Annotated in this window: 10 protein-coding genes; 3 read left to right on the top strand and 7 right to left on the bottom strand. The window is 60.7% G+C overall.

The features are described from left to right. Positions 1-19 precede the first annotated feature (19 nt). From ACFFT4_RS31800 to ACFFT4_RS31770, 7 genes are all read right to left on the bottom strand, one after another. Positions 20-2,953: a glycoside hydrolase family 2 protein gene (locus ACFFT4_RS31800; RefSeq protein WP_378053272.1), complete on the bottom strand. Its 2,934-nt coding sequence runs from the start codon at positions 2,951-2,953 to the stop codon at positions 20-22. A 111-nt stretch (positions 2,954-3,064) separates the two neighbouring features. Beyond that, entirely contained in the window at positions 3,065-3,868 is an 804-nt protein-coding gene (locus ACFFT4_RS31795) for a carbohydrate ABC transporter permease (protein WP_378053270.1), read from the bottom strand. Continuing rightward, the gene (locus ACFFT4_RS31790; RefSeq protein WP_378053268.1) at positions 3,865-4,821 is read right to left on the bottom strand and encodes a carbohydrate ABC transporter permease; all 957 of its coding nucleotides are present in this window, start codon (positions 4,819-4,821) and stop codon (positions 3,865-3,867) included. Before ACFFT4_RS31790 ends, ACFFT4_RS31795 begins: the two co-directional genes overlap by 4 nt. A gap of 18 nt (positions 4,822-4,839) precedes the next feature. Next, positions 4,840-6,216 (bottom strand): ABC transporter substrate-binding protein, encoded by a 1,377-nt coding sequence (locus ACFFT4_RS31785; RefSeq protein WP_378053266.1) that lies wholly within the window; start codon positions 6,214-6,216, stop codon positions 4,840-4,842. Positions 6,217-6,328: 112 nt separating this feature from the next. Beyond that, entirely contained in the window at positions 6,329-8,083 is a 1,755-nt protein-coding gene (locus ACFFT4_RS31780) for a sensor histidine kinase (protein ID WP_378053264.1), read from the bottom strand. Between the two features lie 7 nt (positions 8,084-8,090). After that, positions 8,091-9,638 carry a response regulator transcription factor gene (locus ACFFT4_RS31775; protein WP_378053262.1) on the bottom strand — a complete coding sequence of 516 codons (1,548 nt, stop codon included), beginning with the start codon at positions 9,636-9,638 and terminating at the stop codon, positions 8,091-8,093. A 35-nt stretch (positions 9,639-9,673) separates the two neighbouring features. Further along, positions 9,674-10,567 carry an AraC family transcriptional regulator gene (locus ACFFT4_RS31770; RefSeq protein ID WP_378053260.1) on the bottom strand — a complete coding sequence of 298 codons (894 nt, stop codon included), beginning with the start codon at positions 10,565-10,567 and terminating at the stop codon, positions 9,674-9,676. A 264-nt stretch (positions 10,568-10,831) separates the two neighbouring features. Here ACFFT4_RS31770 and ACFFT4_RS31765 point away from each other — a divergent pair, with 264 nt between their 5' ends. From ACFFT4_RS31765 to ACFFT4_RS31755, 3 genes are read left to right on the top strand one after another with little or no spacing between them, the layout of a single operon-like run. Beyond that, complete coding sequence (locus ACFFT4_RS31765; protein ID WP_378053258.1) at positions 10,832-11,119, top strand: STAS domain-containing protein; 288 nt, start codon at positions 10,832-10,834, stop codon at positions 11,117-11,119. A gap of 39 nt (positions 11,120-11,158) precedes the next feature. Then, complete coding sequence (locus ACFFT4_RS31760; protein ID WP_378053256.1) at positions 11,159-13,267, top strand: sensor domain-containing protein; 2,109 nt, start codon at positions 11,159-11,161, stop codon at positions 13,265-13,267. After that, positions 13,240-13,695 (top strand): methyl-accepting chemotaxis protein, encoded by a 456-nt coding sequence (locus ACFFT4_RS31755; RefSeq protein ID WP_378053254.1) that lies wholly within the window; start codon positions 13,240-13,242, stop codon positions 13,693-13,695. The genes ACFFT4_RS31760 and ACFFT4_RS31755 overlap by 28 nt, the downstream gene beginning before the upstream one ends. Positions 13,696-13,950: the final 255 nt, after the last annotated feature.

Raw genomic sequence — 13,950 nt, 5'->3', positions numbered from 1 at the left:
ATCCGGCTTAGCAGCGGTGTTACAGAAACGAATGAATGCCACGCAGGCGAAACAAGCCCAGCACCTGGCCGACGGTTATGCGAGCCGAAGGCCGGAAGTCATCGCCGAGCAGATAGGCCAGCATTTCGCCGAACAGATACGCGCTCTCGGGACGTTTCCAGTCGGGCGGCGAACGGAAGGCCAATGTCGTGACGAACAGCCTGCCTTGGCCGACCCGGGCTTCGAACGCGCTCGCCAGCCGTTTGACCCGGTTGAAGTTGTCGACGATCTCGACGATCGGTTCGACTTCGGGAACGGTATCGAGGCAGATAGCCGGAGTTCCGTTGAACAGATGATACCAGTGCCAATCCGAACGGCCGTCGTGCGGGAACCGTCCGAGCGCGGGATGCGGACGGACGACCGCGCCCATCGTGCCCCCGGCCTGCTCGGAGAACATCAGATAGTTCCAGAACACCGGCAAATACTTCGTCATCGGCGCATCGTACAGCTCGCTTTCTCCCGCCAGCAGCCACACCCGGCCTCCGCCGTTCAAGTACTGAAGCACGTTGGTCGTCAGTCGTTCGACGATAGCCAGCTTCACGCCCTTGCGCGACGGATACACGAAAGGATCGAATTTGGCGTTCGGTTCGAAGGAAGCGCCGTACAGAGCGGTCTTCAGGGCGGGCGCGCTGCTCCAGACCGACTCGGCATTCTCGTAGCGAACCCGAGGGAACGACCAGAACGACCAGACGTTGCGGATTTCCCGATCCTCGGCGAGCCGTTCCCGATCCGCCCACCACACCTCCAGCACGAGTTCGGACGCCGCCGCTCCCGCGGGCAGGCCGATTCGTATCGCGTCGATCTCCTCCACGCTGCCGCGCGCCGCACTGGCGACGACCAGTTCTCCTTCGCTGAGGAGAATTTCTTCCCGACCGCCTTTTTTAACGACGGTTCCCGCGACCGGCGCGGCAGCGCCCCGTTCTTTATCCGCAGCATCGCGAACCGACGCTATCGTGCCGCATTCGTCCGCATCCGGAGCATACGCTTTGCGAAGAAGACGCCACCCGACGCGCCCGTTTAGCTCCTGCTCCTCGCCGTAATGGGACAGCAGCACGCGAACGTCCATCGTCTCGCCCGCGAACAGCGTGCGGCCCTCGCAGGCCATCAGCAGCACAGTCGGACCGTTGAAGTCGAGCGCCCGCTCCGGCTCGATCGTCCCCTTGCTGTCCCAGAATACGTCGAGCAGCCCCGTCGTCGCATGACCCTGGCCCGGGAAGTCGCGGATGTCGAGCAGCTGCACGCCCGCCGCCCCCGGCGTCCGGCGTGCCCGCTCCATCGCTTCCTTCAAAGCTCGGACCTGGTGAACGCCGGTCGCTTCGATCCACTCCTCGACCCGCTCCTCCAGCCCTTTCGCCCGCAGCGTCTCCTCGATCGTCTCCAGCCACGTCGGCCGAAGCACGCCGGTGTACTTGGCCTTTTCCTCCGGCCTCGCGTACATCGTGAACTGCGCATGCTCATGCCCGAGCACCGGCTTGTCCGTCAGCCGGGCAACCGCCGAGAAATCGCGGTTCGTCTCAGGCAGGGCAATCTCCTCCGTCTTCAGCGGCACATGCCAGTTGAAGGACGGGATGAAGAAGTCGCCTTCGCGATCCTGCTCGGGAAGCTGCCCGAAGCCGGTATTGTCCGTGACGAGCCGAGCAGGGTCAAGCTTCCTGGCATACCTCACAAGCTCGTTCAGCCGTTCGTGCCCGTTATCCTCCGTCAGCTCGTTGCCCATCGAGAACAGAACGAACGAAGGATGCGCGTTCAAGCTTTCGTAGATACGCTCCAGCTCCGCCTGCAGGAAGGCATCCACCTCCTCCGGCGGCTTCCCGCCGCGCGGCTGATAGTGCGCCGACCAGTGCGGAAGCTCCGTCTGCACGAGCATGCCGGCTTCGTCCGCCGCTTCCCAGAACGGCTCGGGCGCATTCCAGCCGTGCAGCCGCACGTGGTTGAAGCCGTACGACCGGGCAATGCGGAACTGCCGCTCGTAGTGCGCCTTGTCCCAGACCGGATAACCGGTAAGCGGAAATACGCAGCAATCGACGTAGCCGCGCAGCCATACCGCTCCGCCGTTCAGCTCCAACCGCTTGCCGGAGGCGGTCAGCAGCCTCAGGCCGGTCCGCCGCGTAACGCGATCCAGCGTTTCCTCCCCCCGCTTCAGCAGAAACTCGGCTTCATACAGCTGCGGATTCCGATCCGACCAGAACGCCGGAGCGTCGCCCAGCGCGCAGACCAGCTCCGTCTCTCCATCCCTGGCCACAGGCGCAAGCGCCGAAAACACTTCGCCGTTCGGAGCCCGGAAGCGAACCTGAATCTCGCAGCCCGCCCGCTCCTTCTCCCCGGCCGGCACCTCGATCCGGCAGCGGAACGCTCCCGCGGACGGGTCGGGCGTCAAGCTCAACCGCCCCAACCCGACAGCGGGAAGCTCGACGAGCGCGACTCCGCCGGTAATGCCGCCCCATTCCGTCGCCGTATGCCTCGTATGAATGTGGCTGTCCGCCAGCGGCAGCCGCATTCGATTGTCTACGCGAACGATCAGCTCGTTGTCACCCTCGGACAACTCGTCGCCAAGCTCGTAACGATGAACCGCGGACAAGCTGTCCCGCAGCCCGACGAATATGCCGTTCACCCACACCTCCGTCGTCCAGCGAACGCCCGCCAGCTCAAGAGCCCACTGCGTCCCACCGTCCATCCTTTCGATTCGAACCGTTTTGCGATACCAGCCCGCTCCGACGTACTCCCGCAGCTTCGTCCACGTATCGATCTGCGGGAATGCCGGCTCTGCGCCGTACCCCTGCTCCTCCCACGAGCCGGGCACGTTGATACTGCCGCTCCCGAAAGCGGAAGCGTTCGGAGGCGCGTCCTTATACCGATCCTCCGGGTCCAGCAGAAACTCCCATTCCCCGTCCAGCACGGTCTCCCGTCTGCTCATTTTTTCTCCCCCTGGTCCAATGTACTTGCCTTCCTGCCTTGCTGTGCGGCCTCATCCGTCCAACGACACCCCAAATACGCCAAGAAGGCGGCGCAAGCGCCGCCCTCCGGATCAGCCCTTGACCGCCCCGGCGGTGAGCCCTTTCATGAATGTTTTGGAGCCGAGGATAAACAGGATCAGCACCGGAATCGTCGTCATCGTCAGCGCCGCCATCCTCGCCGCGTAATCGGTTCTGTGCACGATGCCCAGATTCGAAATAAAGATCGGCAGCGTATACCACTCCGACTTGTTGATCGTCACCAGCGGCAGCAGATAGTTGTTCCACGACCACAGAAACACGAGCGTCGCCAGCGTCGCCAGGCCGGGCTTCATGATCGGCAGCACGATCCGGACGAAGATGCCCGGCTCCGAGCAGCCGTCGATGCGCGCGCACTCGAGCAGGTCGTTCGGAATCGAATCGCGCATGAACTGGATCATGAAGAACGCGCCGAACGGGAACGCCGCCCAGACGAGAATGACGGGCCACAGCGTGTTGCCGACGCCGAGGTGCCGCATCTCGATAATGTAGCCGATCAGACCGACCTGCGTCGGCACCATCATCGTCAGGATGACAAACGTCTGCAGCCATTTGCGGCCCTTGAATTCGAACTTCGCCACCGCGTAGCCGATCAATGTGCTCGTCAGCGTCGCCAGAACGACGGAAGCGACGGACACCATCAGGCTGTTGCCGTAGATGTGCAGGAAGTCGGCCTTCAGCACCGTCTTCAGGTTCTCTTGCAGGTAACTGCCCGGGAAGATCGGAATGCCTTTGAACAAATCCTCGTTGTAGTGCGTTCCCATCACGATCATAATGTAAAACGGAAACAGCGAGAGCAGCGATATGGCAACCAAACAAATCCACATGAGAGCTTTCATCGCTTGTCCTCCTTCGGCGCCGTCAATCGGTAGCTAACGACCGAGAAAAGCACGATCAGCAGGAACAGCGAATACGCGATCGCCGAAGCATAGCCGAAACGGGTATTGGAAATGAACGATTCGTCCACGAATTTCCAGATCATCGTAAGAGCCGTATTGTCCGGACCGCCTACCTGGGCGGAGCCCGACCAGCCGCCGTAGAGCAGCTTCGGTTCGTCAAACAATTGCAAGCCGCCGATCATCGACGTCACGACGAGAAACACGGTAATGTTCCGCAGCAGAGGCATCGTGATTCGAAGGAACGTGTGCAGCCCCGTGGAGCCGTCCACCTTCGCCGCCTCGTACACGTCCTGCGGGATGACCGTCATGCCGGCCATGAAAATAATCATGAAATAGCCGAGATTGCGCCAGATCACCATCAGCGCGATAATCGCCCGGGAGCCCCAGGGATCCTGAAGCCAGTAAAAGCCTTCTTCCAGAATGCCGAACTTCGTCAGGAGCAGGTTGACCAGTCCCGTCTGCCAATCGAACATGTAGGAGAAAATAAACCCGATCGCCACCGGAGTCGTAATGTACGGCAGCACGTTGATCGTCTGGAAAAACCGTTTGCCGCGCGTCAGCTGGAACGTCCAATAGGCCAGCGCGAGCCCGAGGATCAGCGTCAGCGGGATGAACATCAGCATCATCAGCAGCGTGTTCCAGAGCGATTTGATAAATAAAGGATCGTTCGTCCAGAGCTGGACGTAGTTTTTGAAGCCGATATACGTCTTGGCCCCTATGCCGTTCCAGTCATGCAGACTGAGCACGAAGGAGTACAGGATCGGATACAGTTGAAACGCCGCATAGGTCAGCACAAACGGCAGGGCGAAAAGATAGGGCCACATGCGTGGCCCCCATCTGCGTTTGCGGGATGCGGCGGGCATGGCGTCGATGCGTTCCGCGTTCACGTTCATCCCCCGTTCTCCCGTCAATTACTTGACCGTCGCGTCGGACGCCTTGTTCTTGAACTCGGTCTTGAACTTCTCGAGCGCGGCGTCGGCCGTAATGGAAGCGTCCTTCGTCCAGAGCGGATACAGCGCGTTGAACACGCCGTCCACCACGGAATCGTACTTGGATTGGGGCTGCCCCTTCATGTCGGGAATGATTTCCTGCAGGAAGTATTGCGACAGGTTCTGTCCGCCGAAAAACTCGTCGTAGGCGCCCGGCGCCTCGAACAGCGCCTTCTGCTTCTCGTAAAACGCCTTGTTGCTCGTCATGTTGCCGAATGTTTGGAAATTGTACAGAGAGCCTTCCTCGGATTGGTAAGCGAATTGGACGAACGCCCACGCCGCTTCCTTCGCCTTGCTGTCCTTGTAGATGCCGACGGCGGTGCCGCCGCGGGCAAAGCCGACCTCCGGCGCCTTGACGAGTCCCCAGCGGCCCGAGCCTTCCGGGTCGTTCGCGGAAATATGCCATTTCGGTCCCCATGGCGCCATCGGGTAGAACATGAACTCGCCCTTGGCCATCGATGCGGACCAAGCCGGCGTCCACAGCTCGTTCTTGCCGAGAATGCCCGCGTCGCGCATCTTGAACAGCGTCTCGATCGGCTGCTGCAGCTTCGCGGTCAGATCGACCTCGCTGCCGTTCACGTAGTTCACCGTGTTCTGGTTTCTCAGCACGAGGAACGCGTCCCCCAGTCCCGGGAACATCAGCGCCTTGCCTCCGCTTTTCTCCTTCAGCTCGACGCCCTTGGCGATAAAGTCGTCCCAATTGGACAGCAGCTTCGCCAGTTCCGCCGGATCGTCGGTGCCCCAATATTGCTTGGCCAGGTCGCGGCGGTAAGCGAAGCCGGCCGGCGTAATGGCTTGGTCGACCGCCACCACTTCGCCTCTGGAGTTGGAGATGAACGGAATCGTGTAGTCCAGCACGCCGCTCCGGTCGAAGTTGTACGGCGCGCCCTCCAGATTGTCGAGCACGTCCAGATCGAACAGCTTGCCGCGGTAGGCTTCCTCGCCCAGAATCACGTCCGGCACGTCGGAGCCGGAGGCGATGCCGCTCTGCAGCTTCTGCAGGTAATCGTTCGGATTGACGACGGTGACCTCGACCTTGATGTTCGGGTATTTCTTGTTAAACTCCGGGATCATGCCGTTCTGGAACGTTTCGTCCCAATCCCATACCTTGACGGTGCCGCTGAGCTGCGTCGGATCGGCCGGAGCCGAAGCGGACGGAGAAGCGCCGCCGCTGGCCGCGGGCGAAGAAGCCGACGGAGACGCTTCATTGCCGTTGCCGCCGCAAGCCGCGAGCAGCCCCGCCAGCAATGCGAAAGATGTGAAACCGCCCACCCATTTGCCAAGCTTTCTGTTGTTCACGATGGTGAGTCCCCCCAAGAAAGATGTTGTAAGTACTTGCACCGTTATCGTACCCCGGGGGCCTTCCGCTCCGTAATCGGTCAAAACGGCGATTTCGTATAAAATCCGGCGATCACGGTGTCTCCCCGCCGGCCTCCTCCGTCTCGCTCCAGGGGAGCGCGATCCGCACGAGCGTGCCCTGTCCGGGCTCTCCGAGCGCTTCCAGCCGGGCGGAAGCGCCGAAATGCGTCTTCAGCCGCTCCCGGATATTGGACAGGCCGATGCCCCGCGTGCGTTCCGGTCCCTGGCCGACGCGCACCGTCCACTCCTCCTCGGGAACGTCCATCCCCCGCCCGTTGTCCTCCACTTCCAGACAGAATCTTTCTCCGTCCCGATACGCACGTACGACGATCGTTCCCTCTTCCCGATCCGACGGGATAATGCCGTGGACGATCGCGTTCTCGACGAGCGGCTGCAGCGCCATCCGGGGAACCGATCGTCCGAGCAGCTCGTCCTCGATCTCCCAATCCAGCCGGAACCGGCCGGGATAGCGGGTCTGCTGAATAACCGCGTACTTGTCGACGATCCGTTTCTCCTCGGCCAGCGGCGCCCGAACGGCCCCTTCCCCCGTCTTGATCGTGTCCTGGAGAATGGCGATGAGCGCCTGCGTCACCTCGGCCGCCTCCCCGCCGCGGCCGGCATGGGACAAATAGATGACCGTATTCAAAGTATTGTACAGAAAATGCGGATTGATCTGCGCCATCAGCAGGTCGATCTGCATTTGCCGCTTCACCGCCTCGTTCCGCACGGACGTTTCCATCAGCCCCTTCAGATCCTCGACCATCCGGTTGAAGCCGCTGCCGAGAATCTCCAGCTCGTCGCCGCTGCGAATGCGCACGCTCGTCCCCAGGTCGCCCACGGCGACCCGCTTCATCGCGTTCGTCAGCCGAATGAGCGGCTTCGTCAGATTGACGATAATCGGCAGCATGACGATAAGCGTCACGACGATGCCCGTGGCGATAATGACGAGGTAGAAAAAGAAGACGCGGTTGATCTTCTCGAACAGCTTGCTCTTGGACAGCAGCGCCGCCTGCCGCCAGCCCTGGTTCATCGCTTCTTCGGTCAGCACGATCCGCTTGCCGTCCTCGGCGAACGTCTCTCCGGAGGCGAGCGCTTCGGCCATGAAGACGCGATCCGGTTCCGGCAGGCTGCCGTTGGAAGCATGGAGCAGCTCGTCCGCGCCCGTGAACAGCTCGATCTGCTCGAAGTCCCGGGCGCTCTGCAGGAACACGTTGGCCAGCTCCGAGTAGGCGATGTCGATGACCAGATAGCTCTCCTCGGCCGCGTTTTGCCCGATGGGGCGGTACTTGACCACGTAGCTGAACGCCTGGCGATTGCCGCTGATGAAGAAGAACGGATGAGGCTCGCTGTACCCGTTGCGGACGCCCTTCATTTTCAGAAACCAATCCTGCTTCAGGTACTCTGCGAAATAGTCCTCGTAGCCGGCGTAATTCGAGTAGGTTTCCCCGTTCGGCGGAGCGATGACGACGTTCAGAATAAAGTTGCTGAGCGCCACGAACCGGCCGAGCTTCTCCTGAACCGCCTGCTTGCGAAAATAATTCTCCTCCACGCTCGCGCTCGGCGGCGCATAGATCAGCTCGGTCATCTCCTCGTCGGAAACGATGTATTCGGCGGTCTTGACGACCTGCTCCTGGATTTTCTTGAGCTGGAACGAGATTTGCGCCAGCTTCGTCCGGCTGTCCTTGATCGACTGCTCGCGAATGATGCCCTTGGCGTAATCGTAGATGAAAAAGCCGCTCACGATCAGCGAGAGCGAGACGACGAGCACCGTGCTGGCGATAATCTTGGTGCGAATTTTCATGCGCATCGCCGGTTCACCTGCGCTTCTCCATATAATCGAGCGGGGTCATGCCCGTCGTCTTGCGGAACACCTGGCTGAAATATTGCCCGTTGCGGTAGCCGACGCGCTCGGCGATCTCGTACACCTTCAGCGCGCCTTCGTCGAGCAGCCGCCTGGCCCGCTCCATCCGAATGTCCGTCAGCCGGTCGAGCACCGTCTTGCCCGTCTCTTCCTTGAACACATGGCGGAGATGGTCGCGGCTGATTCCGATCTCCCTGGCGACCGCGTCGGCGTCGACGTCCGGGTCGGCGTAGTTCATCTCCAAATAATCGAGCGCCTGGCGCACCTTCCGCGACACGGCGGGCCCTTCCGCATCCGCAGCCGGAAGTCGGCCCAGCTCCGCTTGGAACCAGGAGAGAATGCCTTCGAGCGAAGTCCATTCCGCCCGTTCTTCCTCACGCGCCTCCGCGAGCGGCGGCAGCCCGGCCTGGGCGCGGCTCCGGTTCAGCGCGGCGACCGTCTGCCGGCACAGATCGGCGAAGCCGTCGCCATCCCGCGTCTTCGCCGCCCGCTCGAACGCAGCCGCCAACGCTTCGGCGGCCTCCTTGGTCTTGCGTTCCGCGAGCAGCCCCCGAACCGCCGCCGCGTCATCTTCCCACGCCCACGGGAATGCTTCCTTAGCCTCTCCCAGCCGCAGATCGTTGAGCCGCACAAGAAAGCGCGGCCCATGGAAGAACCCCCGCTCCAGCTGCTTCATCGCTTCGCCCAGCCTGCCGGGCGCCTCCGTCCGGCTCGCCAAGCCGTAGGCCAACGCCGCCGATACGGTCGTGCCGGTCAACCTTTCCAGCGTCCGCACGGCTTCCGCCGTTTTCCGCTCCAGCTCCTCCCGCATCTTCCCTTCGCCCCGGACCGCGTTGTCACCGTACACCAGCACGTAATAGCCGCCCAGAAACCGGACCGCCGCCAGCAATCCGTCCGCTTCGTCCTCCGTCCATTCCGCGGGCAGCTCGTCCGCTGGCCGGGCCGCTATGGGCAGCACCGGAAAAGGCCGATCCGGCTGCAGCACCGTTAACTGGAGCCGGTCGTACCTCTCGCCGGCCCCGGCCGTCGCCTTCCGCCACTGCTCGTCCGTCAGCGTCCGTCCGCCCAGCCAATCGACGAGCAGCCTGCCCCGGTCGTGCTTGCGCGCCCGGCGCTCGCCTTCGATCTCCTCCCGCAAGCCGCCCAACTCGCGCTTGACCGTCTCGGCGTCCATCTCGTGCTTGATCCAGTAGTTCGCCACGCCCAGCTTGAGCGCTTCCTTGGCGTATTCGAACTCCTTGTAGGAGGTGAGCAGCACGATTTTCGGCGCCGTCCCTTCCTCCAGCAATGCCTTGCTCAACGCCAGCCCGTCCATGCCGGGCATGACGATGTCCGCGATCACCAGCTCCGGACGGTGCTCCCTGGCCAGCCGCAGCGCCTCCGCCGGCCTTGTTGCCGTGCAGACGATCTCGTAGCCGAGGCTCTGCCAGGAAATCAGCCCGCGCATATGCTCGATCGCCAGCACCTCGTCGTCCACCAGCATTACCTTTACCGGATTCATTCGCTTATCCCCCTTCTTTGGCTATCTTGAGCCGCCTAACCCTTCGGGATCTGCCTATACTTCGTGGGGGACAGCCCCATCATCTGCTTGAACAGCCGGGAAAAATAATACGGGTCAGACAGACCGACCGAGGCCGCGATCTGCTTGATGCCCAGGTCGGTCAGGTCGAGGAGCCGAGCGGCGCGCTGCATCTTCATCCGCAGAAAATACTCGATCGGCGGAAAGCCCGTCTCCTGCTTGAACAGATAGATCAGATGCTGCTTGGATACGCCCGCCTGCTTGGCGAGCTCCGGCAGCTTGATCGATTCCTCCGCATGGTCCGCCATGTATCGCAGCGCCTTCTCCAGGCCGCTGTCCTTCCTTCTCCCGCGCGCCGCAGACTCCGTGGCGATGCCGATTCCGCTAAGCAGATGCCGAACCGCCTGACTGACGTGAACGTGCGCGCCGGTCGCGTAAGCGCGCTCGGCCAGCATGTCGTAGCAGTGCCGGAACGTCTCGACGAAGCTTCCGTACACCCCGATCGGCAGCGGCAGAGGGCCGCGATCCAGCTCGTACTGCGCGATCAGCGCCGCGGCGTGCTCTCCTTTGACATGAAACCAGTATATGCTCCATGGCTCTCTCTCCGAGGCTCCATAGCGATGCGGCGTATCGGCCGGGATTACGTACAGATGGCGGGCGGTCAGCTTCGTTCTGACGCCGCTGCCCGTCAGCACGATCTCGCCCTCTCCTTCGGCGCAGAGCAGGACGATATGCGCGTCGCTGCCCTCGTCCCTTTCCCGATAATGGTAACGCGCGCTCGGAAAATAGCCGATATCGCTCACGAACAGCTGACGAGTCAGCTCAGCCTCCGCCAATTCTCTCTGCAAATATTCCGGAAGCACGAGCAGCAGCTCGCTCTCGAAGCCGTCCGGCTTCAGCAGCTCCTCCACGGGGAACCCTCCTCTTTTTCGCCATAAATAAGAATATCATCCATCACGATCCGCATTCCGTCAACCTTGACCAAGCACCGGGCGTCGGCGGCATCCGTCAGACCGGCTTATCGTCCCCTGCGCATGTCCCTCATCCTCGTCCTCGGCTTCGGCAATTGCGAACGTTCGCCGCGGTTCGACAGGATGTGAGATTTATCACAGAAAAATAATGGTATATACGGTATAGGTAGGTATACCCGTTTTCCCTTATTTGGAGGTGCGCGAATGTGCTTTGAAATGACCTCTCAGGAAGAACGAATTACCGTCCTGCTGTCCGGAGCGATCGGCGTCAAGGAAGCGGCCGGGATTCGCCAGCAGCTGTTCCCGTTGATCCGGCAAAGCTCTGTCGACATCTCCTTTCAACTCGGCCAAGTAACGGACATGGACAGCTCGGGACTGGGACTGCTGCTGGCCGTCAAGAAGATCGCCTCCGACAATCGCGCGAACGTCATCTTCCACGACATTCCGGATTCGCTGAGAGAACGTTTCCGCCTGACCGGAATTTGGGGCTGATCGGCTGCCAAGGAGAGAACGCAGAAGGGGGGCTCTATCATGACTCGACACTCTTATACCCGCAAGCTGCGCACGATACCCGAGCATCTGGCGCTGCCTTTCGCCAGAATTTTTCGCGATTCGCAGGAAGCGATTATGGTCACCGACTGCTTCTCCAGAATCGTCAGCGTCAATCCGGCCTTCACCGCCGTAACCGGCTATGCCGAGGAGGAGGTGATCGGCCGCACTCCGAGCCTGTTGAAGTCGAACGTGCAGGATCCCGATTTCTATGTCGATATGTGGGCTTCCATTCATAAGGACGGCAATTGGCAGGGGGAGATTTGGAACCGCAGAAAAAACGGAGAAGTATTCCCCGAATGGCTGTCCATCAGCTCGGTGAAGGACGATCACGGAAGGCTCATCAATTACGTCGGCATGTTCTCCGACATTACAACGCGCAAGGACACGCTGTCCAAGCTTCGTCTGCACGCCCAAGTATTCAGCAATGCCAGCGAAGGCATCATGATTACGGACGAGCAGCTTCGGATTCTGTCCGTCAACCAGGCGTTCGCGTCCGTGACCGGATATACGGAAGCCGAGGCGGTCGGACATACTCCCCATCTGCTGAATTCCGGCGTTCAAAATCCGTATTTCTACATTCGGATGTGGGAAAGAATCCACTCGACCGGCCATTGGGAAGGCGAAATCTGGAACCGCAGGAAAAACGGCGAGATCTACCCCGAATGGCTCTCCATTACGACGCTCAGGGACGAGCACGGACGGATCACGAATTACCTCGGCATGTTCACTGACATCACGGAGCGCAAGCAATCCGAAGAACATCTGAAATATTTGGCCCATTTCGACAAGCTGACCGGGCTCCCCAACCGGACGCTGCTGCACGAGCTGGTGCGGGAGACGGACGCGGAGCCGGGGGCGGCGGAACGCAAAATGGCCGTTTTCTTCATCGACCTGGACCGGTTCAAGAAGGTGAACGATTCTCTGGGCCACAGCGTCGGGGACAAGCTGCTTCAGCAGGCGGCGGGACGTCTGAAGTCGGTCACCGCCGAGCGGGACATCTTCTCCCGGCTCGGAGGCGACGAGTTCATCCTCGTCCAGCGGAACCCGAGTTCTCCCGGCGATGCCCTCGCCTATGCAAAGCGCCTGATCTCCGCCATGAAGCTTCCTTTTGTCGTCGACGACAACGAGCTGTATATCAGCGCCAGCATCGGAATCAGCCTGTCGCCCGAGCATGGAGAAGATTTCGAAACGCTGGTGAAGCATGCCGATCTGGCGATGTACGAGGCGAAAATTCGGAAGACGGGCTGCCGGCTGTTCAACTCCGGCATTCGGGACACCTTCCAGCGCAAGCTTGTCCTGGAGAACGAGCTGCGATGGGCCATCGACAAGGGCCAGCTTCGCTTGCATTATCAGCCCCAGGTCAACGCCATTACGGGCCGGATGGAGGGGATGGAAGCCTTGCTCAGATGGAAGCATCCGACGCTCGGCGAAGTGTCTCCGGGAGAGTTCATTCCGATCGCGGAGGAAACCGGAAGCATTCTGGATATCGGCAAGTGGGTGCTCGCGGAAGCCTGCGGGCAGCTCAGCCGGTGGCAGATCGAAGGCCGGACGGTTCCTTCGGTGGCCGTTAACCTGTCCGCGAGACAATTTCGCGCGCCGGATCTCGTCTCTTCCATTCAGGAGCTCCTTCGCCGCATGCCCTGCGCCCCCGAGCAGCTTGTGATCGAGATTACGGAAAGCAGCAGCATGGACGATATCGAGGAGGTGCTTCCCATCTTGCGGAAGTTCAAAGCGCTCGGATTCCAGATCGCCATCGACGACTTCGGCAAAGGCTATTCCGCACTCGGGTATATGAAGCAATTTCCGATCGACATTTTGAAGATCGACAGAAGCTTCGTGAGAGAGCTCACGAGCGACGCGAAGAGCGCCGTCCTGACGAAAACGATCATCGATATGGCCCACGGCCTGGACCTTCGCGTCATTGCGGAAGGAGTCGAGACCGCCGAGCAGTTGGAATCGCTGCGGGCGATGAATTGCGATATCGTGCAAGGCTTTATGATCGATCCGCCGATGCCTTCGGACCGATTGGAATCCCGATACTTGACAGGAGAGCAGCCCCTATGGCCTTCGAAGCCGATCGGCGTTTAAACGAACGTCCGGATCTTGCGTCCCTGCTCGCGCAAGCCTCCGAACAGATCCGGACGATCTCGCTCCTTGTTCGGAGCCTCGGCGGACGAACAAAGGAGCTGTCGCGGAACGTCGCCGTCGAGGCGGCCCGCGCGGGACCTAGAGGCGCCGGATTTGCGTCCGTATCGCGCGAAGCCGAATCGCTATCCGAGGACGCCGCAATCGCCGCCCGGCAGATCGAGGCCCTCGGCCGGCAGTTCCATGCCGTGGCCGATGAAGCGCTCCGTTCGAAGGATGGGAGCGACAAGCTCGCCCCCCAATCCGAGCAAACGCTCGCGGCGCTGACTCCTCTTCTGGATGCGCTCCAGGGCTGCATCGCCGAGATTGCCGCTGTCGAGACGGAGCTGGAATCGCTGCTTCGGACAATCGGGGAAAGGGAACAATTTTAGCTGTAATTTACGATCTAACCTTTTGGTTAAATGTGATGAGGAAGAAACACAATAAATTAACGATAAATGCCAACCCGCTTAATTTAACGTAATTTGGCGCCAGCGAAAAATACGCAGTTAGTGGAAGAGACCAAAGCAAAGAAACGACAAGGAACAACCTGTTTGAATAAACAATTGAAAAACATGCCATAATTGAAGGCAAAAAAAGCATGAAAAGAACGATCAAAACACTTGCCATTCCGACACCCGAGAATA

It is taken from the genome of Cohnella cellulosilytica (genome assembly GCF_042431195.1).
Taxonomy (GTDB): Bacteria; Bacillota; Bacilli; order Paenibacillales; family Paenibacillaceae; genus Cohnella; species Cohnella cellulosilytica.
The sequence above is the reverse complement of the archived record's forward strand: the minus strand, read 5'-3'. Positions and strand labels throughout refer to the sequence as shown.

Excerpts from the sequence above, each read along its gene's own strand:
- ACFFT4_RS31800 (WP_378053272.1), bottom strand. The coding sequence starts at position 2,953 with ATGAGCAGACGGGAGACCGTGCTGGACGGGGAATGGGAGTTTCTGCTG.
- ACFFT4_RS31795 (WP_378053270.1), bottom strand. The coding sequence starts at position 3,868 with ATGAAAGCTCTCATGTGGATTTGTTTGGTTGCCATATCGCTGCTCTCG.
- ACFFT4_RS31790 (WP_378053268.1), bottom strand. The coding sequence starts at position 4,821 with ATGAACGTGAACGCGGAACGCATCGACGCCATGCCCGCCGCATCCCGC.
- ACFFT4_RS31780 (WP_378053264.1), bottom strand. The coding sequence starts at position 8,083 with ATGCGCATGAAAATTCGCACCAAGATTATCGCCAGCACGGTGCTCGTC.
- ACFFT4_RS31775 (WP_378053262.1), bottom strand. The coding sequence starts at position 9,638 with ATGAATCCGGTAAAGGTAATGCTGGTGGACGACGAGGTGCTGGCGATC.
- ACFFT4_RS31765 (WP_378053258.1), top strand. The coding sequence starts at position 10,832 with ATGTGCTTTGAAATGACCTCTCAGGAAGAACGAATTACCGTCCTGCTG.
- ACFFT4_RS31760 (WP_378053256.1), top strand. The coding sequence starts at position 11,159 with ATGACTCGACACTCTTATACCCGCAAGCTGCGCACGATACCCGAGCAT.
- ACFFT4_RS31755 (WP_378053254.1), top strand. The coding sequence starts at position 13,240 with ATGGCCTTCGAAGCCGATCGGCGTTTAAACGAACGTCCGGATCTTGCG.